This is a genomic window from Saccharopolyspora spinosa NRRL 18395 (assembly GCF_000194155.1).
Lineage (GTDB): Bacteria > Actinomycetota > Actinomycetes > Mycobacteriales > Pseudonocardiaceae > Saccharopolyspora > Saccharopolyspora spinosa.
On record NZ_GL877879.1, the window covers coordinates 1501622 to 1521105 of the forward strand.

17 protein-coding genes and 2 pseudogenes are annotated in these 19484 nt (G+C 67.7%); 5 read left to right on the forward strand and 14 right to left on the reverse strand.

Going from position 1 to position 19484, the window contains the following annotated elements; all coding sequences use genetic code 11:
- Positions 1-44 precede the first annotated feature (44 nt).
- The 7 genes from SSPN_RS0126020 to SSPN_RS60335 all read right to left on the reverse strand — a co-directional run bounded on the left by SSPN_RS0126020 (position 45) and on the right by SSPN_RS60335 (position 6523).
- Complete coding sequence (locus SSPN_RS0126020) at positions 45-1463, reverse strand: RsmB/NOP family class I SAM-dependent RNA methyltransferase (RefSeq protein ID WP_010310793.1); 1419 nt, start codon at positions 1461-1463, stop codon at positions 45-47.
- A complete protein-coding gene (fmt, locus tag SSPN_RS0126025) occupies positions 1460-2392 on the reverse strand; it encodes a methionyl-tRNA formyltransferase (RefSeq protein ID WP_010310797.1) in 933 nt (310 codons plus the stop codon). The genes SSPN_RS0126020 and fmt overlap by 4 nt, the downstream gene beginning before the upstream one ends.
- A 1-nt stretch (position 2393) precedes the next feature.
- Positions 2394-2939, reverse strand: a complete 546-nt coding sequence (gene def / locus SSPN_RS0126030; RefSeq protein WP_010310799.1) for a peptide deformylase — start codon at positions 2937-2939, stop codon at positions 2394-2396.
- Positions 2940-3868: 929 nt separating this feature from the next.
- The gene (locus tag SSPN_RS0126035; protein WP_010310801.1) at positions 3869-4324 is read right to left on the reverse strand and encodes a hypothetical protein; all 456 of its coding nucleotides are present in this window, start codon (positions 4322-4324) and stop codon (positions 3869-3871) included.
- Complete coding sequence (locus SSPN_RS57050; protein WP_010310804.1) at positions 4324-4473, reverse strand: hypothetical protein; 150 nt, start codon at positions 4471-4473, stop codon at positions 4324-4326. Before SSPN_RS57050 ends, SSPN_RS0126035 begins: the two co-directional genes overlap by 1 nt.
- A gap of 98 nt (positions 4474-4571) precedes the next feature.
- Positions 4572-4862 (reverse strand): hypothetical protein, encoded by a 291-nt coding sequence (locus tag SSPN_RS0126045; protein WP_010310806.1) that lies wholly within the window; start codon positions 4860-4862, stop codon positions 4572-4574.
- Positions 4863-5962: 1100 nt separating this feature from the next.
- The gene (locus SSPN_RS60335; protein ID WP_237710727.1) at positions 5963-6523 is read right to left on the reverse strand and encodes a Scr1 family TA system antitoxin-like transcriptional regulator; all 561 of its coding nucleotides are present in this window, start codon (positions 6521-6523) and stop codon (positions 5963-5965) included.
- Between SSPN_RS60335 and tnpC the strand changes: the two genes are divergently transcribed.
- Positions 6405-7850 (forward strand): IS66 family transposase, encoded by a 1446-nt coding sequence (tnpC, locus tag SSPN_RS0126065; protein WP_010310815.1) that lies wholly within the window; start codon positions 6405-6407, stop codon positions 7848-7850. The two genes, SSPN_RS60335 and tnpC, sit on opposite strands and share 119 nt — an antisense overlap.
- Here tnpC and SSPN_RS51935 read toward each other — a convergent pair.
- The 4 genes and pseudogenes from SSPN_RS51935 to SSPN_RS0126080 form a co-directional block, all read right to left on the reverse strand.
- Positions 7847-8410, reverse strand: a complete 564-nt coding sequence (locus SSPN_RS51935; RefSeq protein ID WP_083822115.1) for a Scr1 family TA system antitoxin-like transcriptional regulator — start codon at positions 8408-8410, stop codon at positions 7847-7849. The genes tnpC and SSPN_RS51935 overlap by 4 nt on opposite strands.
- A 60-nt stretch (positions 8411-8470) precedes the next feature.
- Entirely contained in the window at positions 8471-8896 is a 426-nt protein-coding gene (locus SSPN_RS62235; RefSeq protein ID WP_010310817.1) for a DUF6879 family protein, read from the reverse strand.
- Positions 8897-9358: 462 nt separating this feature from the next.
- Positions 9359-11154, reverse strand: a pseudogene (gene ggt / locus SSPN_RS45800) (gamma-glutamyltransferase).
- A gap of 140 nt (positions 11155-11294) precedes the next feature.
- Positions 11295-12896, reverse strand: a complete 1602-nt coding sequence (locus SSPN_RS0126080) for a putative glycoside hydrolase (protein ID WP_010310819.1) — start codon at positions 12894-12896, stop codon at positions 11295-11297.
- Positions 12897-13080: 184 nt separating this feature from the next.
- Here SSPN_RS0126080 and SSPN_RS0126085 point away from each other — a divergent pair, with 184 nt between their 5' ends.
- Positions 13081-14121, forward strand: a complete 1041-nt coding sequence (locus SSPN_RS0126085; protein WP_010310821.1) for a polysaccharide deacetylase family protein — start codon at positions 13081-13083, stop codon at positions 14119-14121.
- On the opposite strand, the gene SSPN_RS45805 is transcribed toward SSPN_RS0126085, so the two are convergent.
- A complete protein-coding gene (locus SSPN_RS45805) occupies positions 14109-14525 on the reverse strand; it encodes a GNAT family N-acetyltransferase (RefSeq protein WP_010310823.1) in 417 nt (138 codons plus the stop codon). The genes SSPN_RS0126085 and SSPN_RS45805 overlap by 13 nt on opposite strands.
- 257 nt (positions 14526-14782) lie before the next feature.
- Between SSPN_RS45805 and SSPN_RS0126095 the strand changes: the two genes are divergently transcribed.
- The 3 genes and pseudogenes from SSPN_RS0126095 (at position 14783) to SSPN_RS0126100 (ending at position 16532) form a co-directional block, all read left to right on the forward strand.
- Positions 14783-15271 (forward strand): GNAT family N-acetyltransferase, encoded by a 489-nt coding sequence (locus tag SSPN_RS0126095; RefSeq protein WP_394378409.1) that lies wholly within the window; start codon positions 14783-14785, stop codon positions 15269-15271.
- Between the two features lie 78 nt (positions 15272-15349).
- Positions 15350-15733: pseudogene (locus SSPN_RS57840) on the forward strand (IS5/IS1182 family transposase); the annotation flags it as partial.
- Between the two features lie 226 nt (positions 15734-15959).
- Positions 15960-16532 (forward strand): hypothetical protein, encoded by a 573-nt coding sequence (locus SSPN_RS0126100; protein WP_010310829.1) that lies wholly within the window; start codon positions 15960-15962, stop codon positions 16530-16532.
- 6 nt (positions 16533-16538) lie between these two features.
- On the opposite strand, the gene SSPN_RS0126105 is transcribed toward SSPN_RS0126100, so the two are convergent.
- A complete protein-coding gene (locus SSPN_RS0126105; protein ID WP_029535727.1) occupies positions 16539-18566 on the reverse strand; it encodes a primosomal protein N' in 2028 nt (675 codons plus the stop codon).
- Positions 18567-19022: 456 nt separating this feature from the next.
- On the reverse strand, positions 19023-19484 hold a 462-nt coding region (locus SSPN_RS0126110), incomplete at its 5' end, for a hypothetical protein (protein WP_237710729.1).

The following is a 19484-nucleotide window of genomic DNA, read 5'->3' on the forward strand; positions in this document are numbered from 1 at the left end:
CACCCGCGCCCCCGGTTGCGGGCGCCCCCGCCTGCTTCGACTGGTCAGCTCGGCACCCGCAGCAGGGCGCAGAACATCGCGTCGGTCCCGTGGCGATGCGGCCAGAGCTGCACGCCCGGCCCGTCGCCCAGGTCCGGCACGTCCGGGAAGTACTGGCGCGCATCCAGCTGCTCGACCCCGGTGCGGCGCACGACGTCGGACACCACGCCGTCGGTCTCCGGCAGGTGGGGCGAGCACACGACGTACGCCACCACGCCGCCCGGGCGGGTCAGCTTGATCGCCGACAGCAGCAGCTCGCGCTGTAACTTCGTCAGATCCCCGACGTCCGACGGCTGCCGCCGCCACCGCGCCTCCGGGCGACGCCGCAGCGCTCCCAGGCCGGTGCACGGAGTGTCCACCAGCACGCGGGCGAAGCCGGGCTTAAGGCCGGGGTCGCGGCCGTCGGCCACGTGCACCGACACCGACAGTCCCTCGGTGGCCTTGCGCACCAGGTCAGCGCGGTGCGGCGCCTGCTCGACGGCGTCGAGCGAACCGCCGTCGAGGGTGACCAGCGAACCGAGCAGGTTGGCCTTGCCGCCGGGCCCGGCGCACAGGTCCAGCCAGCGCAGGTCCGAGCCCTCGACCTCCGGCCGGGTCAGCGCGAGCGCCACCAGCTGGCTGCCTTCGTCCTGAACCGAGGCGAAGCCCTCCTGCACCGGCTCCAGGTCGCCGGGGTCGCCCGCGCCCGCCTCCAGCCGAACCCCGTACGGCGAGTACGGCGCGGGGTCGCCGCCGGTGATCGCGGCGAGCTCATCGGCGCTGATCTCGCCAGGGCGCGCGGTCAGATGCACCGCCGGCCGGGCGTCGTCGGCGGCCAGCGCCGCCTCCAGCTCGTCGACGCCGAGCACATCCGCGAAGGCCTGCGCGATCCACCGCGGGTGCGCGTACCGCATCGCGAGGTGGCCGACCGGGTCCTCGGCGCGCGCCGGGGCGAGCTTGTCGACCCAGCTCTGCTCGTCGGACTCGGCGGCGCGGCGCATCACGGCGTTGGCGAAACCGGCCAGCTTGGAGCCGTTCTCGAACCGCACGATGTCCACAGTGGATGCGACGGCGGCGTGCGCCGGGATCCGGGTGCGCAGCAGCTGGTACACCCCGAGCCGCAGGGCGTCGAGCATCTTCGGGTCCAGCTCGGCCAGCGGCCGGTTGCTGCACTCGTCGATGACGGCGTCCAGCAGGCCCTGCGCCCGGCAGGCGCCGTAGGTCAGCTCGGTGGCCAGCGCGGCGTCCCGACCGGTGATGCGCCGTTGCTTGAGCAGCGGCGGGAGCGCCAGGTTGGCGTAGGCGTCGCGCTCCCGCACCGCCCGCAGCGTCTCCACCGCGGCGAGGCGCGCCGGGTCGATGTCCACCGGCCGGGCCGGGGTGGACTTGCGCTGCGGCGGGCGGGCCTTTGCCGGCCGGGAGGGCCGACGACGGCGATCGTTCACTTGAGCCGTTCTCCTTGCTCGATGCGGGTTCCGCGGGCCCAGTCGGTGGCGGCCATCCGCTTCTTCCCGGCCGCCTGTACTTCGCCCAGCGCGACCGCCGATGTCCCGGTGCCGACCAGCACACGCCGCCGCTCCACCCGGATCTCGCCGGGGGCCAGGCCGTCCTCCACGTCGTCCACGATGGACACCGGGCCAAGCTTGAATCGCTCGTCGCGCAGCAGCGCCCAGGCGCCGGGGTCCGGGGTGACCGACCGGATCAGCCGGTCCACCGCGGCGGCCGGGGCGGCGAAGTCGACCTTCGCGTCCTCGACGGTCACCTTAGACGCGTAGCTGACGCCGTCGTTCGGCTGCTCCTCGGCGCGCAGCGTACCGTCCTCGATGCCGTCCAGGGTGGCGGCCAGCAGGCCGGCACCGGAGACCGCGAGCCGGTCCAGCAGCTCACCGGCAGTGTCGGTGGCGCGCAGCTGCTCGGTCACCACGCCGTAAACCGGCCCGGCGTCCAGCTCGGGCACCAGGCGGAAGGTGCTGGCCCCGGTGAATTCGTCGCCGTGCTTGATGGCCGCCTGCACCGGGGCGGCGCCGCGCCACGCGGGCAGCAGCGAGAAGTGCAGGTTCACCCAGCCGAATTTCGGGATGGCCAGCGCCTTCTCCCGCAGCAGCGCGCCGTAGGCGACCACCGGGCAGCAGTCCGGGGCCAGCTCCGCCAGCCGCTGCAGGAAGTCCGGGGCGGAGGCGCGGGCCGGGGTGAGCACCTCGATGCCGTGCTCGTCGGCGAGGGCCCCCACGGGGGAACGCACTAGTTTGCGGCCGCGCCCGGCCGGGGCGTCCGGCCGGGTGATCACCGCGGCGACCTCGTGCCGGTCGGAATCCAGCAGCGCCTGCAGGGAGGGGACCGCGGGAGCGGGTGTGCCGGCGAAGACCACGCGCATGTCAGCGACCCCCGAACAGCGGATGCGGGCTTTCCTTGATCACCGGCGCGTTGCCATCGAACCATGCGGCCTGGCGGATCTCGCGCAACGCGGCCTTGCGGGTCTGCTCGTCGAGCCGGTCGACGAACAGCACGCCGTCCAGGTGGTCGGTTTCGTGCTGGATGCACCGGGCGAGCAGGTCGGTGCCCTCGACCTCGACCAGTTCGCCGTGCATGTTCCAGCCGCGGGCCACCACGTGCTTGGCGCGCAGGCAGTCCCAGTACATGCCTGGGATGGACAGGCAGCCCTCCTGACCGACCTGCTCCTCGTCGTCGACCGCCGTCCACGTGGGGTTGACCAGGTGCCCGGCGAACCCGTCGCAGTGGTAAGTGAAGACCCGCAGGCCGACGCCCAGCTGCGGCGCGGCCAGCCCGGCGCCGCCCTGGTCCTGCATGGTGTCCCACAGGTCCTGGACGAGGGTGCGCAGCTCCTTGTCGAAGTCGACCACCTCATCGGCCTTGGTGCGCAACACGGGGTCGCCGAAGAGTCTGATCGGCTGGACGGTCACTTGAACTCCCTGGGATGTCGACGACGACGATTGGCGACCCGACGAGTCTAGTCGTCGCCCGGTCCAGGTCGCCTGCGTGGGAGTTCCGCCGCAACGGCGCCGCGCCACCGGCCGCCGCGCACCGGTTTTCGCTGTTCAAACGCCGTGAGCACTTTTGGGTGCCATAGAAACTGACCTTTTGTTGCACCACTGTTATCCAGCGTGTTCGCTGCTCAGGCCGCCTTGATCTGCGGTGGTGGGTTGTGGGGGTCTCCACCTGATACCACCCGTGGAGGTCGGCGGGAAGAGGACAAGCACTAGCGGACCGCAGCGCGCGGGCTCCACCTCATTCCCGGAGACCTACCGGGGTCTGGGGGCGGCCGAGCGCCCCAGACCTTCTCCGAACGCAACGCACTGAGCTTGGGCCGGGCAGCTGGTGAATCGCGGCGACGGCCGCACGAAAGCGGGACGTCTCCCAGGTGTTCGCCATCACATCTCCGACACCCCGAACGCGGCACTATGGAGCACTCTCCGTGATATATCGCGATATGCCGCAACCGTCGGTTACTCCGCCCACGAACGTCGGAGGTGGCCAAATGTCCCGAATGGTTAAGACTGAGACTGGAGTTCGAACGACGGCCGTCACGGCGGGCGGGTGCTGGGCCCTGGATGGGTGACTGTCCTGCACCTGGGCATCTCCAGCGTCAGGCGCTGACGCTATACGCGCCGTTCCCCAGATATCCACTTTCGCGGTGTTAGCTTTTCCACCATTGCCCCTGATTTAGTTTGTATGCACATTTATCTAGCAGAGAAAATTCGGCAACAATCACGCTCACCGCCGCGTTGGCTTCACGCTCGACGCTTGTACGGTCCTGCTGGTCACGGCGGTTAACATGAAGCCTTGCTCCGGGCGCAAGCCGAGCCGAAGCAGAGCGAAGCGCAGTAATGGGTCAGGCGTCCTTGCCGTGGCCATCTTCCTGGTCGGGCTCCCAGAATTCCATCACCTCGGGGTCACCTTTCTTGTCCGGGTCCCAATATTCGATCACTTCGTCGAAATCGTAGACGAAATAGATCGGCTTGTATTTGAAGCCCATGAGTTTCTCGAAGATTTCTTGTGCGATTTGCTTATGGTTACTTTCGTCTCCGCGGGGGCCTCGCACAGTCAGCCCACGAGGCATTTCCCCGAGTGGTATTCCCGTGTCTTCGTCTACATCGTGCCCAAGTTCATGGGCGATGTCGAACTCGAAAATAACAAAGTGGTTCGAGTCGCGGTTGCGTATCGCGATGTAGTCTGCATATGACTCTTCGATGGGCTCGAAATTGAGCCCGATGATCTGCCCAATCCTCGTTACCGTAGAGTCCGGATTGCCGTGGTCGTTAAAGTAGATATCAAAATATCCCGGCATCAACCTTCTCGCTTCCAGTCGAGGATTTCGGCGAGCTGGTCCCGGAGGGTTTCGATGGCGTCGCACAGTGCGTTGGCGTCGGCCAGTGGTATGGCGTCAGCGGTCAGCCGGAGGTTTTCCGCCTGACCGCTGATTGTTTGGTCATTCATCACTGCTGGTGGTATATCGATCAGGCGATTGTTTCGGGGCGTGGTTCCGGTGCGGGTGCCGGTCGGGGGCACAGGACTGACGACACCCGCACCGGGGCTTACGGGGAGTGGGCGCGTGCGGCCACGCAGAAGCGGCAACCCACTGGGTATATGCGGGAGTGACTGGGAGCGTCGCTGCCGGGAATCCGCTTGCCGCAACGGGTCACGCCGTCGCGGGTCGGGTGCCGCTCGTGTGTGACGCGGTGGTGATCGGTCCACACCTCGGCGTGCTCGATGTCGTCGGCGGTATCGGGATCCTTGGGGAACCAATCAACCGGGGAGGAAGCAAGTTCGTGGAGCACGGCTGCGTGTGGGGTGCGGATCGGAAGTCCGGCCGTGGTGGCGGTCATCGGGCGGCTACTCTTCTGCGCAGTCGCGCGAGTTTCCCCGGGCAGGACGAGCAGGGTGTGGGCGCGGGACGTTGCGGGTCTTGCGGGAACAAGCTGGTGAGCGGAACACCGCACAGGGCGCGGGTCGCACCGCTCTGGATGGTGTGGGCGATGTTGTTCAGGCTGATCAGTGTCCGGAAAGACAGCGAACTCACTGCGGGCTCACCACCGCGGTGGCGGGCTGCGGCGGGGCCTGGTCGGCGGCCATCCACGCTGGGCCGTGGGCGTCGTACTCGTGCTGGCCGACCACGGCGGGGTCCGGGTCATTGAACAGGCATCGTTCGGCGGAACACCGCCACGTGGTGGCGCAGTCAGGCGCAAACGTTCGGTGCGGCATCGCAGCCTCACAGGTTCTGGTCAGAGGGTCTCGGTTGGAACACGAGGTGATCGGGCGGCCAGCACTGCCAGCAGTCCCCGGCGGTTGCGGTACCGGCATCGGGAAGCGCGATCACACGCCCGCGCCGGGTGGTGCGGGCGTCATTGCGGTAGTGGCGAACTCCCGTCCAGTCCAGCCACGTCCAAGTCACGGTCAATGTGAGTCACCGCCCGCCTGGAGATCGCACAGAAGGTACAGCCGTAGTCGTAGTGGCGGCTGATCGGTTTTTGTGGCATTAGACGCGTTGCCTTAGCGGACGGATGTTCACGGGCTTAGGCAGCCCAGGCGGGATCGCGCACTTCGGGCGCGGAGCTTCGATATTCATCGGGTGCCCCTGGTTTGCCTGGTTCTGCCAAAGCCAGAACCTCGCGCAGGGTCCAGGATGGTTTTCCGTGGTATTGCCACGCAACCACAGGCGGACAGAACACGGGGGAATCACCGATGATCGGGCATCGGTACGCGGTAGCGTCATCCTTATTGCGCAGAATGAACACGTCCGCGCTAGTGGCGCGATGGAACATCGCTGCGAGTAGCTCGGGGGCTTCCAATGGCCCCCAGCGAATCAGTGTCCAGCCTCGTGTCCGGAGTTCGGTTAGTAGGTCTTCCAGCGTCAGCGACGATTCTTCTTCGGCGACGGGGCGACTCATACCGAAATTATCGGATGAACTGGCTAGCAGGTGTGGTTTTAGTCGCGTGCTCGCATAAACTCGTGTGCGATCGATTCCAGGAATTCTCTCGCCTGGTCGCCGGTCTCGGATCGGCCGTGGAAGTGTTCGAACACGTTCAGGTGGTAGGTGATATCGCGGTAGTCGCGGAGCACCATTTTACCGGCGAATATCTCTGTCGTCACTAGTCGGTCATCGTAGACGACGAACACGTTTAGCGGCGCGGATCCGATGAGCGCACGACTGGGGAGAATAGACAGTGTTACGTTCAGGCGCTGAGATGCTTCGATCATGTGCCGTATCTGGCCGACCATGACAGTGTCCGCGGCTGTTTTCGTTCGTACGGCTTGCTCGGTGAGCAGGAAGTGGAACCGGCGTGATTCGTCGTTCAGGGTGTCTTGACTGTGTAAACATTCAGGTGCCTGAGTTGATCTCGGGCGCGAAGTGTGATGATCTTGGCTCGTGGCTGGGTTGGAGGAGCTCTCGCGTGAGGAGCTGATCGCGCTCGTTGAACGGCTCCTGGAGTCCAACGCCAAGTTGACCGAGCGGGTCAAGCAGCTGGAACGGCAGGTCAGCCGCAACAGCGCGAATAGTTCGATGCCTCCCTCCGCCGATGATTTGCCCGGCCGGGCCACGCCAGCGGCGAAACCGGCGAAGCGGGCCGACCGTAAACGAGGCAAGCAGAAAGGCGCGCCGGGCAGTGCGATGTCGTGGGCGGTGCCGGATACGACTGTGCCGCATCGCCCGAGCGGGAACTGTGGTTGCGGTGCTGATTTAGCCTTCGCCGAGGATCTGGGTGTCGAACGTTCCCACCAGGTTCACGACCTGCCCGAAGTGCGTCTCACAGTTTGGCAGCACGATGTGCACCGGGTGCGGTGTGCCTGCGGCACCGAACACCTCGGCTCCCTGCCCGATGAGGTGCCGGACTCGCCGTTGAGTTATGGGCCGAATCTGCGATCGCTGGTGGTGTATCTGCTTGTCTACCAACACGTTCCGGTGCAGCGCTGTGTCCAGCTGATCGCCGACCTCACAGGCGGAAAGGGCCCGTCGGGTGGGTTCGTGCACGGCATGCTGACCCGATGCGCCCGCGCGGTGAACGAGGTCGTGGCCGTGATCAGGTCGCTGATCACGATGGCGCACGTGGCCGGGTTCGACGAGACCACCCTGCGCGTCGGTCCCGCCGGGTCGAGGAGGCGATACGTGTTGTCGGCTTCCACCGAGACCGCCACGGTTTATCACTTGGGTGGACGGGATCTGGACTCGTTTGCCGATGCCGGGATCCTGCCCGGATTCGCCGGCATCGCGGTGCATGACCGCTACAGCAACTACTTTCACTCGCGCTGGGAGAACCTAGCCGGGCATCAGGCCTGTGTTGCTCACCTGCTGCGGGACTTCGCCGACGCGGCGGAAACCTACCCGGATGAGCACTGGCCGAAACAGGCCCAACGCGCTTTACGCGGTCTGATCAAAGCCTGGCACCAAGCCAGGGAGAAGCGCTTGGCCGAGATCGACCCACGGGTGTCCGGCCCGCTGATCACCGAGTTCGATAACGCGGTCAAGGTCGGGATTTCCCGGGTTCCGCGGGTGCCCGGGCCGCCTTCGTCGACGGCGCAACGCCCCGGGCGGGAACTGCTGGAGTTCTGCCGCGACCGCCAAGGCGATGTTCTCCGCTTCAGCGGCGACACCCGGGTCTGGCCGACCAACAACATCAGCGAACGCAACCTGCGGCCCACGAAAACACAGCAAAAGATCTCCGGGCGTTTGACCAGCGAAGACATCACCCAAGATCGGTTGAACATCCGCAGCTACATCGACACCGCCCGCAAACAGGGTGTCAACGTCATGACCGCACTACGCCAGGCCATCACAGGCAACCCCTGGCAACCAGCGCTGCCCCCACCGATCTAAACCACCGGCAGATTCATCACCACCACACCCGACCCGCAAGAGCCGGGGACTTCAGCATGCCCACAGCAAAGCACCTGAATGTTTACTTGACTGTCTAGCCGTGCTTGTACGGCACGGTCGATATCCCTAGCGGGTCGCCCTTCCACGGCTGGTGTAAGTATCGCACGTGCGTAGTCGCGTGTTTGGATCAGCCCGGAGGGGATAGCTGGAAGGAACTGGCGGATCGCTGAGGCTGACTCGGTGAGTGCCTTTATCTCAGCTTGACTTCGCCAAATTCCTAAACGAGCGGATGACCGTAGCGACGTGTATTCGACGTTCGCTGAACGAGTGAGCGCTAGGAGTTCTTCCCGCGCGTCGGGCGGCACGTCGAGTGCCGTCATGATCCGTTCAACGTCAGCAACGGTCGGCAGCGCTTTACCGGATTCAATCCGGCTGATTTTTGATTGACTCATGGCAGCACGAACGGCCAGCCTCTCGCCAGAGAGCCCGGCCGCTTTGCGTAGCTGTCTCAGCGTGTCAGCAAGGTTCTTGCGTTGCTGATCAGAGTCAGGTCCTAGCATTCCACTCGCTAAGCGTCACAGCGTGCGCTAGCGCTGTGTCTCGCCACTTGAGGTACTGGGTCAGGTCCGGGTTCTCAGCAGGGTTCCATCGGGGTTGAAGTTCAGGTCAACCACCAGCAACTCATCGAAGATCCAGAAATCGTGTGACGGTAGATCAAGGTCAAGGCTGGTCAGGTCAAGGATCCTGATGTCTTCCCCGGCCTCGATGTTGCCGGGGACAGCCCAATCGAGCTGGTACCTCTGGTACTCCGTGAGCGGCTGCCGGACGGTGCGGACGCGACCGATGGTCTTGCCTGCCGACACGAACGACCGAACCCGGTCGTGCCAGGCCGCGTTATGACCTTCCGGCACTGGTGCCGCGCTACGCCAGCGGTCCAGGTTGTCTTGCTCTCGCGGAATGCTGTAGGTCGGCTGGCACTCGAACCGCCACGCTGACCACTGGTAGTTCGTGAACCGTTCCCCGAACTGATCCCCGTCTAGGATCACTTGATTGTCTCCCTGAGCCGTTGAACCGGGTCCGGGCTAGCCGCCGGACTCGATGAGGGCTGTTACTGCGTCGAGGATGATTTCAGGGGGCAGTTCGACGGCTGTCTCACCGGCCGCTAGGGACAGCCCCTCAGCGCGGGTCACGTGTTCGCCCTGGACTACGGCCGTACCTCGGTCAGAGACGTAGACGGCGGGGCAATCACTGTCAGCACAGCCGGACACCTTGCGTAGCTTCATGGTCACAGACTTAGCGATCTGGCAAGGCGGATCAAGGCCCGACCGTGGTTTAGTCGCGATGTTGCATAACTTGGTCGTAGCCGCACAGATCAGGGAGTAGGCCCGTGGCCAGCGGAACAGCTAGGGTGAGTCGCCCCGCTGACCTGCGGACTTGACGAGTAACTACGTCATGTGGGAGATAGCACCCAAAAGTGCTCACGAGTAGCTGCCGGGTGTCTCGCCGTCTCAGCGGGTCGGGACCACCACGGCTGCCGCGCCGCCGCCGTGCCGTTCGCGCTCGGCCGCCGCGACCCAGCGGCCGTCGGGCAGCCGTTCGACGCCCGTCGCCGAGCCGATCTCGCCGGTCGGCTTGAACTGGTGGCCGATGGCCTTCAGCTTCTCCGCCTCCGGCTGGGCCAGGAATCCCGGCTCCGCCTGGGTCTGCGCGGCGTTGCGCTGCGAGGCGCGGGGCTCCGCGATGGCGTCCACCAGCGACAGCCCGCGGTCCAGTCGGCCGGTGAGCACCTGCAGGACCGTGGTGATGATCGTCGCGCCGCCCGGGCTGCCCGCCGCCAGCAGCGGCTTGCCGTCCTGCAGCACGATCGTCGGGCTCATCGAGCTGCGCGGGCGCTTGCCGGGCCCAGGCAGGTTCGGGTCCGGCTGGCCGGGGGTGCCGGGGGTGAAGTTGAAGTCGGTCAGCTCGTTGTTCAGAGCAGGAAGCCACGACCGGGCACCACGATCCCGCTACCGCCGGTCTGCTCGATGGTCAGCGTGTAGGCCACCACGTTGCCCTGTGCATCGGCCACGGTCAGGTGCGTCGTGTTCGGCCCCTCGTACGGCTCGACGCCGCCGGAGGTGCGCGCCTGGCAACCCTGCGGGTAGCGCGGATCGCCGGCCGCGACCGGGGTCTGCAGCACGGCGTCGTCGCTGATCAGGCAGGCGCGGGAGGCCGCGAACTCCTCGCTGAGCAGTTCGTCGGTGGGCACGTCGTTGAACTCCGGGTCGCCCACCCAGCGGTTGCGGTCGGCGAAGCCGATCTTGCTCGACTCCAGGAACCGGTGCAGGTACGCGGTCTTGTCGGCGCCGGCGAGGTCGGTGCGCTCCAGAATCTTCAGAGCTTCGCCGACGGTCGTGCCGCCCGAGCTGACCGGGGCCATGCCGTAGACGTCGAGCCCGCGGTAGGTCACGTGGGTCGGCGCCAGCTCGTTGGTCCGGTAGTCGCTCAGGTCGTCGGCCGTCATGCCACCGGGACGCACCTGGCGGTTCGCGGCCGGGTCGACCGGCGGCTGGTTCACCGCCTTGACCACGTCGGCGCCGATCTCGCCGTTGTACAGCGCGCGGATGCCTTGGGTGGCCAGGGCCCGGTAGGTGCGGGCGAGGTCGGGGTTGCGCAGCACGCTGCCGACCTCGGGGAGTTTCCCGCCCGGCAGGAACAGGTCGCGGGTCGCCGGGAAGGCGCTGAAGCGCTCCTGGTTCTCCTCGGTCTGCTGGCGGAACGTCTCGTCGACGACGAAGCCCTTGCGGGCCAGCTGCTCGGCCGGGCGCAGCACCTCGGCGAGGTCCTTGGTGCCCCAGCGGTCAAGCGCCGCCTGCCAGGTCATCGGGGTGCCGGGCACGCCGACGCCGAGCCCGCTGGTGACCGCCTGGTCGAACGGGATCGGCTGGCCGTTCTCCACGAACATGTTCTCGCGGGCGGCGGCGGGCGCGGTCTCCCGCCCGTCGATCGTCTCGACCGCGCCGGTCTTGGCGTCGTAGTGCACGAAGAAGCCGCCGCCGCCGACGCCGGCCGAGTAGGGCTCGGTGACGCCCAAGGCCGCAGCGACCGCGACCGCCGCGTCGGTGGCGGTACCACCGCGCCGAAGCACCTCGATCCCGGCTTGCGTCGCGTACGGGTCGACGCTGGAGACGGCGCCGCCGAAGCCGATCGCCTCAGCCTGTTTGGGCGGCTCAGGTGGCCCGCCCGGGGCCGCCTGAGCCAAGGGCGCGACGAGGACGAACGAGGTTATTACGCCCAGGGTGAGTCGGACGGGCCTCGCAGGCATCGCCACCTCCAATATCGACAACGTCGCATACTCTGCCCAGTCTGCGCCCGCAATACAACAGCGCCATGACAAGCTTTTGCCGCACAGAGGGCCGATTTCGCGATAAGTTTACGGCCTGCCGGTGGGGCGAGCACCGGCGATCAGCCCGCCGGGCCGAGGGCTGCGTCGTGGTAGCGGCAGTTCGGGGCCCACAGCAGGAACGAGTTCATGCCGTTGGCCCGCGCCGCGTTGATCTGCGCCGCCACCTCGCCCGGGCCGTAGCTGACGCCGAGGCTGAAGTCTTGCAGCCACGGGATGATCTGCACGTCCGTGCCCTCGACCGCCTTGGCGAACGCCGCCAGCGAACGGACCACGATGTCGTAGGGCCGGGAGTTGGGGTTGCCGACGCCGAACTCCCCCGGAGCCCAGTGCGACGGGTACACCATCGGCGAGATGTAGTCCACGTACCGCGAGATCTGCCGGATGTCCTGGGCGATCTCGGTCGGCCGGTCCACCGAGATGCCGAACACCGACGCGCCCAGCAGCGCGCCCCGCGACCGCACCTCGGTCTGGGTCTGCCGCAGGAAATCGGCGATCGCGGCCTCCGGCGTGGTGGTCAGGCCCGGGATGCGCATCTGCTCGATGTGTCCGTCGGGCCGCCGCACGTAGTCGTAGAGGACGTCGTCGAAGCCCAGCGCGGCGGCCTCGGCGGCGATGTCGATGTTGTACCGGACGACCACGGGATCGGAGAAGTTGGTGAACGCGTAACTGCCGTAGGCGCCGCTGGTCCAGGGCTGCCCGGCGGCGGTCTGCACGACCCGCTCCGGGTGCCCGCCGTTCCAGGACGCCGCGCCCAGCACCGGGTCCTTGAAGGCGACCAGCCGACCGACCACCCGCACGCCCATGCGGTGCAGCTGGTCGAGGACCTGCCTCGCGTTGTAGTAGCCCTTGACCGCGCCGATCTGGTGCGCCATCGGCACCGCGGAGTCGTAGACGACCTCGCCGCTCTCGTCCTTGAGGTCCAGCTCGATGGTGTCGATCTTGCCCAGCCGGGCCATCTCGAGGACGGATTCGCGCAGCGAGTCGCTGGTCCAGGCCAGCCCGGTCAGGTGCACCGCGCGCATCCCGGGGTGTCTGATGTGGACGGTCATGGTCCGCTCGGACCGGTTGCCCGCCGCGTCGGTCGCGACCACCTGGACCTCCCGGTCCGGCCGGTCGACGACCGCGCTGAACCCGCCCTGCGGATCGGGCACCACGGGTTTGCCGGCCACCTCCACCCGGGTGGCGTCCTTTACGGTTCCGGTGACCGCCACCGGCTCGCTCGGCCCGTCCGGCCGCAGCGAGTCCTCGACCTGCAGCGCAGGCGGCACACTGTCCACTGTGAACATCCGGGTGGTGGTGACCGAACCGAGCCAGGACGGGCTGCGCGGCACCACGACGCGCAGCTCGTGCGGCCCGTCCGGCACGCCCGCCGCCTGCACCGCTCGTGCGCCTCGCTGGTCGACCGTTGGGACTTCCCGGCCGTCGATCAGCACGCGCACCCCATCGGTGTCTCCGGCCCGGATCTGGATCGAACCCACCTCGGCGGGTGCGATCGGATGGTCCGGCAACCCTGCTATTTCAACGTCCTCTGCAGACATGGATCTCAGCAGCAGGAAGCCGAGGAGCAGCACCACCAGGCTGCCTACCACGACTACGACAGATTTGGGCATGTCGGCCAGCATCGACTTGGCGCGGGCTGTGCTGGAAGCAGCATCCGCCATCGCTTTCGCCTCCTCGAACTCAGGCGAACTCGCGCGGCTGCACGAAATTCGTGCTCGATCAAGTTGCGGCCGGCCCCGATGACCGGCAGTCCCACCTTCGCAGCCGGAGCGCGGAAGATCAATGACCACTTGGAGTATCCAAAACAGGAGCAGATCTCCTACGTTGGTGGGGATGCGGTCAGCAATGCGGAACGTTCGCGTCGGCGTCGTGGCGACGGCGGCGGTCCTGCTCGTGGTCTGCGCGGGGTGCGGCGGCGAAACCGGCCCGGCGCAACCCAACGCGGTTGTCCAACCGCCCGCTCCACCGCCCGTGCCACCGCCCGCTCCACCCCCGCTGCCGGCACCGGAATCGGTGCACGCTAACGAGCTCGGTGACGTCCCGGTGCTCATGTACCACCGGATCACCGCCACTCCGAACAGCGTTTACGACCGCACGCCAGAGGATTTCCGCGCGGAACTGGAACGGCTGGCCGCCGACGACTACGTGCCGGTGACGGCAACCGAGTACGCTACCGCCCGGGTCGACATCCCGGCAGGCAAGCACCCCGTGGTGCTCACCTTCGACGACGGCTCGATCAATCAGTTCACATTGGACGGTGCAAGCGAGCTGGTGGCGGGCACCGGCGTCGGAATCTTGCTCGACGTCGCCGCCGCGCATCCCGATTTCCGCCCGGTGGCGACCTGCTACGTCAACGACCCGCCATTCGAGGAACCCACCGGTCGGCGCACCCTGGCCTGGCTGCACGAGCACGGCTTCGAGATCGGCAACCACACGCTCGACCACGCCAACCTCGGCCGCACCTCGGATGCCGAGGTGCGGCACCAGATCGCCGGGATGCAGCGGTTCATCACCGATGCCGTGCCAGGCGTGCAGGTCCGGTCGATCGCGCTGCCGCTCGGCGTGCACCCGAAGAACGAGCGGCTGGCGGCGGACGGCTCGGCCGACGGGGGCGACTACCACCACGACAGCGTCATGCTGGTCGGCTCCAATCCCGCGCCGTCGCCGTGGTCGGCGGCCTTCGACCCGGCCAACGTGCCCCGGATCCGCTCGCAGGGCCCGACCGGCCAGGACGCGCAGTACGGCTCTGCGGCGTGGCTGGACAAGCTCGCCGCCGACCCGGGCCGCCGCTACACCTCGGACGGCGACCCGAACCGGATCTCCGCTCCTGCTGACCGGAAGACCGCGCCGTCGGCCGCGGTCGGCCCGCTGCTCTACGAGTACTGAGCCAGCCGCTCCTCGCGGGTCGCCGCGTATTCGACGTCGCCCCGCTCGGCACCTTCGATCGGGCCGCCCGGCCAGTCGCGGAAGAACGCCTGCACGTATCGCTGCCCGGCCTTCTCCATCACCCGCCAGGACCCCCGGTTGACGGTCATCGCCTGCGCGAACACCCGCTGCACGCCGAACTCGGTGAACGCCTTGCGCAGCAACGCGAATGAGCTCTCGGCGGCGTAGCCCTTGCCCCACGCGGCGCGGTGGAACCGGTAACCCAGTTCCAGGTCCTCGGGCGGACCGCTCTCGGTGGGGTGCAGTTTGAAGACGCCGACGAACCGGCCGGTGGCCTTCTCGACGGCGGCCCACTTCCCGAGCCCGCCGTGGCGCTCGTAGTAAGCGAGGTACCGGGGCAGCATCTGCTCTCGACCTCGGCCCGGGTGATCGGAATCCCGCCGTCTACGTACCACATGACCTGGGCGTCGCTGTTGGGCTCGACGAAATCGACGTCGTCGGGCCCGAACTCCCACAGCCGGGCCGCTCGGTCTCCAACAGGACCTGCCCCATCACGTCTCCCCTCGACCGCCGAATTCCAGCACAGGCGGAAATCCGGCCACTGATTTTCCAACCACCCCGGCAGAACCGCAGACACCCTGGCCACAGCCCGGCGAGGGTTGTGCGGTCGGGGCGGGTCGCTGACGATGGGGGCATGGTCGACTTGCGGGAAGCTCGTGCGACGGACGTCGCCGCGCTGGAGGATCTTGCGCGCCGGTCCTATTCGCTTTACGCCGAGCGCATGGACCGGCTTCCGGCTCCGATGACCGCCGACTACTCGGCTGCCGTGCGCACGCACCAGGTCTGGGTCGCCGAGGACGGCGACCGCATCCTGGGGATGCTGGTGCTCGTGCCGGAAGGCGAGGTGATGCTGCTGGAGAACATCGCGGTCCATCCCGACGCCCAAGGCCGGGGTCTCGGGCGCGACCTGCTGGCGCTGGCCGACCGGGAGGCGGCTAGGCAGCGGATGACCGAAATCCGGCTCTACACGAACGAAATGATGACGGAGAACCTCTCCTACTACCCGCGCCACGGCTACGCGGAAACGGGACGCGCCGAACAGGACGGCTACCACCGCGTCTTCTTCCGCAAGCCGGTAGCCGCACCCTGATGCAGCGCGGGGTCATCGTCTTGATGGTCCGCCAGAATCCGCGCTCGACGGCACGAACCCATCCCGAAGGCGTCACCGTTGGATTACACGTGCTTGGAGCGTGCGCGCGTTTGGATCTTGATTGGCCGCGCCGTCAATCCCGGCGTGCATCAGGTTCGCCCACGGGGCGGCAGATGGTCTCATGTGGACGATCGTGCTGTGTACTTGCATCTCGCGGTACTCGGTGAACTCGACAGCAGTGAATGATCGACTGGTCCTGGACGGGGCCTCCGTCAGGACCAAAAGGGGAACCCCGGACCGGTCCCAGCCCTGTGGACCGCGGGTAAGCCGCCTCCAAGATTCAAACGTCGTCCGACCGGGCGGGGCTGCCGTTGGCGGTCGCGGTCTCGGCCGCCAACACCAACGACGGTGCACGCTCTCAAGCCGCTGACGCTGGCGACTCACGCCGTAAAGTCCCGACGCAACTCACTCAATGAGACAGACACTTAGCCCATTCGAGTAAGCAGATTGATCCATTCGACTTGCAACCCTTCCCAGGCGGACACTGAACGTAATTAAATCTGGTCCCACTCGCCACCTGAAGCGACACAGAAATGGGGACTGGATGGCTCGGGAGCACGTAAGCGGATACGAGACACGCGACGGAAAAGTGGTTGGCAGCTACACCCGGCGCAAAAGATCCACGGGCGTGGTCATGGCCGGCGTTGTCGGCGGAGCGGTCGCGCTGGGTGGTGGCGGCACAGCATCTCTGGATGCGCTGTCCGCGCTGCGCAGCCGACCGGCTCAAACCTCGAAGAGCAGCGCCCGCAACGTTGAGGTCCGAACGTTCGCCCGGTTGAAGATCAAGGGGTACCAGGTCAAGCAAAACTCGCGATCGCAGTTCGGATCCTGCAAGGACAAGGCATACGGTCAGGTCGAGCGCTTCTTCGCCGCCCATCCATGCCGCTCGCTACACCGTTTCATGGCGGAGCTGGTTTCTCCGAGTGGCATCTCGGTGCTGGTGGCGGTTTCAGTTGTCGACATGCCCAATGCAGCAAGTGCTGCCGAATTCAAGGATCTCGTGGACGTGCACGGCACCGGAAACGTCCTTGAGCTACCGAAGGAGATGAGGCGTTACCGGACCGTGGAGTTCACCGGCTACCGCTACGGTTCGCGGCAAGACGACACGCTGGTGACGAACGTGCAAGTCGAGCCGTTCGGCCGAAGCCGCAGCGCTGCCATCGCCGCCGAGGTGCTGAGTCTGGCTCTTGAAGCCAAATGATCAGTCCTAGAGCATTTCCAGGGGATCCAGGCGGACTTGGAGTTCTGCGGCCTTCCGTGCCGCTCGGACCGCTTGGGCCGCGTGGAGGGAGCCCGCCAGGGCTCGGCCTTCGGACCGGTCGACGCGGACGATCAGGCGTTCCCGCTCCGAGCTGCCGTCCTCGTCGACCTCGCCCAGCGGCACCGGGCCGAGGACTTCAGCGGTCGCAGGCAGGTCCGCCGAGTCCAGCAGGGCCTCGATCGCCTCCGGCGTGCCGTCCACCGCGGCGACGCGGCGGGCCGGCGGGAAGCCGAGCTCCGTGCGCTCGGCGAGTTCCAGGGATGCGAACCATGCCGGATCCCAGCGCACCAGTGCTTGCACCGGTTGCAGCGACGAGTCGGCCATGACCACCACCCGCCCACCATCGCGGGCGGGCCGGACCAGCGCTGCCGCCGCGAACCACAGCCGCAGCGCCGTCTCGGCCGCGCGGAGCTCGGGGCGGCCCAGCAGGGTCCGGCCGTCCAGCAGCAGCGCCGCGCCGTAGCCGCCTTCGGCGACCGGCTCGGCGCCCGGCGTGCACACGATCAGCGCCGGCTTCGCCGGCACCTTCGCCAAGATCTCGCCCGCACCGGAGGTCCGCACCGACACGTTGCTGAACGCTCGCCCGAGCTCCTCCGCAGTGCGGCTGGCGCCGACCGCTATGGCGCGCAGCCGCCGCGAGCCGCAGGAGCCGCACTTGAACGCCGCTTCCGCGGCTCCGCACCAACTGCACGCCGCCGGCTTCGGCGCTCCGCCTTCGCTGCCTCCCGGCAGCGCCAGCGGCCCCGCGCACCGGCGGCACCTCGCTCGCTCGCGGCAGTCGCCGCACGCGAGCGCCGGCACGTAGCCGCGCCGCGGCACCTGCACCAGCACCGGCGCTCCCACATCTAGCGCGGCTCGCGCCGCTTCGAACGCCACCGATGGCAGCCGCGCCGCGCGCGCCGCCGGGTCGCGGGCCAGCTGGGTGTCGTCTTCGCCGATCGCGGTTACCCGCGGCGCCGCTGCCCGCACTTCCGTGCGGTGTGCGACCAGTTCGTTTGCCCAACCGGATTCGGCCAGCAGTGCCGCTTCGGCGGTTCGGGCGAATGCTCCGACGATCAGCGCCGCTCCCGCCGCGTGCGCGCGTTGGGTCAGCACGTCCCGGGTGTGCGGGTAGGGCACCTGCGGGTAGCTGTGCAGGTCGTCCCCGTCGTCCCAGACCGCCGCGAAGCCCAGGTCGTGGACCGGGGCGAACATCGCCGCGCGCGTTCCGATCACGACGCGCACCGCGCCGCGCAGCACGGCCAGCCAACGGCGGTAGCGCATCGACGGGGCGAGATCGGCGGCCAGAGCGACGACGCCTTCCTCGCCGAGGAGCGCCGTGCAGGCGTCTTGCAGTCGTTGCAGGTCTCGGTGGTCGGGTACGACGATCAGCGCGCCGCGGCCGGCCGCCGCCGCGGTGGCGGCGGCTTCGGCGAGGCGAGTGGGCCAGTCCTCGCCGGGTAGTGCCTGCCAGACCGCCCGAGCCGATCGCCCAGCATGCACGGCGTCCAAAAAGGACGTTCCGTGCTGGTAGCGGGCCCACGCTTCGGCCGTGGGCCTGGGCGGCGGTGGTCCGGGTTCACGAGGGGCGGATTTCTCCGCCGCGGCGTGCCGGGGCGGGATCGCCAGGCGCACCACGTCGGCGAGCATTCCGCCGTAGCGGGTGGCCACTGCGCGGGTCAACTCCAGCAGCTGCGGGGTCAGCACCGGTTCCGGGGAGGGGATCCGCTCGACCCAGGACAAGGTGCCCTGGAAGTCGGTGGTCTCGTTGCGCTCCAGCAGGTAGCCGTCGACCAGCTTGCCCCGGAAGCGCATCCGCACCCGACAGCCCGGCACCGCCTCGGCGTCCAGCCGGTCGGGCACCAGGTAGTCGAACGGGCGGTCCAGGTGCACCGGCAGCGGGACGTCGACCAGCACGCGGGCCACCGGTCGGGTCGCCGCCGCAGGCCGATCTGCCGTCGCCCCCTCCCGCTTCCGGGGTTGTGCACCTGCCATGCCTCTTCTCTACCAGAGCACCCGGGCCCGACCGTCAACAGCACGTCAGAACGGACTCGCCGGGCGTCAGGACCTCGTCCGGGACGTCGGTGGCGGGGGCCGCCCGGGCGTAGGCGGGGCCGCGCGGCTGATTAGCTGCCGGTCGGGGTCGTCATCGGGCCCCGGGCAGGCACGCAACTGCGTCACAAGGCCCAGACGGTTTCCGACCCCGCGTGCCGACCGGCTCAGCAAATCCCGATCGTCCGATCCGAGCATGCAGTGGCGGATCGGCTCATTCCTGCCCAGCTCGCCCGGCCACGACGGGAGAAAACCTCGTCGACACCCGCAGCTCCGCGCGTCCACACGATCACTGACGGCGGACATCCTCACCGGAAGCGATCACGGCCGTTCATCTGGTCACACCGACGACAGCGGAACCAACATCAAAACCCGAGCACCCGACCAGGACGTACCGAGCTAGGCGTTGTTCGTCCGGCCATTCCGGGATGCCAGGTCACGCCAGGTCTTCTCGAGCTCCCGCATCGCAGGCAATCTGTCTTCGACGGTCCGCAGATCTGTTGCGGTCCAGGCTCCCTGCCGGACCATGCGTTTCGCGCGCTCGACGTTGGCTGCGCGCTGACCGTCCGGATCGAATCCCGGCGGCATCGCCTCCAAATGCCGTTCCATCCGGCCCGCCAACTCCGCCAACTCCGCAATCCCCGCCAAGTTACCGAGCCGCTCCAGCCGCTCGGACTCCGGTAAATCAAGCAACTCCGCCACTCGCGGCAACCGGCCATCCAACCACGCCACCTGCTCCGGCCCACCCAGAACGATGTCGGCAGCGGCCGTTGGCTGCAAACCCTCTGCCCGCGACACAGTCGCTGCGGAACCACCACCACGGCTGCCTCCGGCAGGGGCGCGTAGTCCGCCATGCTGAAT

Excerpts from the sequence above, each read along its gene's own strand:
- SSPN_RS0126080 (WP_010310819.1), bottom strand. The coding sequence starts at position 12,896 with ATGGCGGATGCTGCTTCCAGCACAGCCCGCGCCAAGTCGATGCTGGCC.
- SSPN_RS57050 (WP_010310804.1), bottom strand. The coding sequence starts at position 4,473 with ATGAATGACCAAACAATCAGCGGTCAGGCGGAAAACCTCCGGCTGACC.
- SSPN_RS51935 (WP_083822115.1), bottom strand. The coding sequence starts at position 8,410 with ATGCTAGGACCTGACTCTGATCAGCAACGCAAGAACCTTGCTGACACG.
- SSPN_RS0126035 (WP_010310801.1), bottom strand. The coding sequence starts at position 4,324 with ATGCCGGGATATTTTGATATCTACTTTAACGACCACGGCAATCCGGAC.
- SSPN_RS45805 (WP_010310823.1), bottom strand. The coding sequence starts at position 14,525 with ATGCTGCCCCGGTACCTCGCTTACTACGAGCGCCACGGCGGGCTCGGG.
- SSPN_RS0126105 (WP_029535727.1), bottom strand. The coding sequence starts at position 18,566 with ATGGCAGGTGCACAACCCCGGAAGCGGGAGGGGGCGACGGCAGATCGG.
- SSPN_RS0126045 (WP_010310806.1), bottom strand. The coding sequence starts at position 4,862 with ATGACCGCCACCACGGCCGGACTTCCGATCCGCACCCCACACGCAGCC.
- SSPN_RS0126085 (WP_010310821.1), top strand. The coding sequence starts at position 13,081 with ATGCGGAACGTTCGCGTCGGCGTCGTGGCGACGGCGGCGGTCCTGCTC.
- fmt (WP_010310797.1), bottom strand. The coding sequence starts at position 2,392 with ATGCGCGTGGTCTTCGCCGGCACACCCGCTCCCGCGGTCCCCTCCCTG.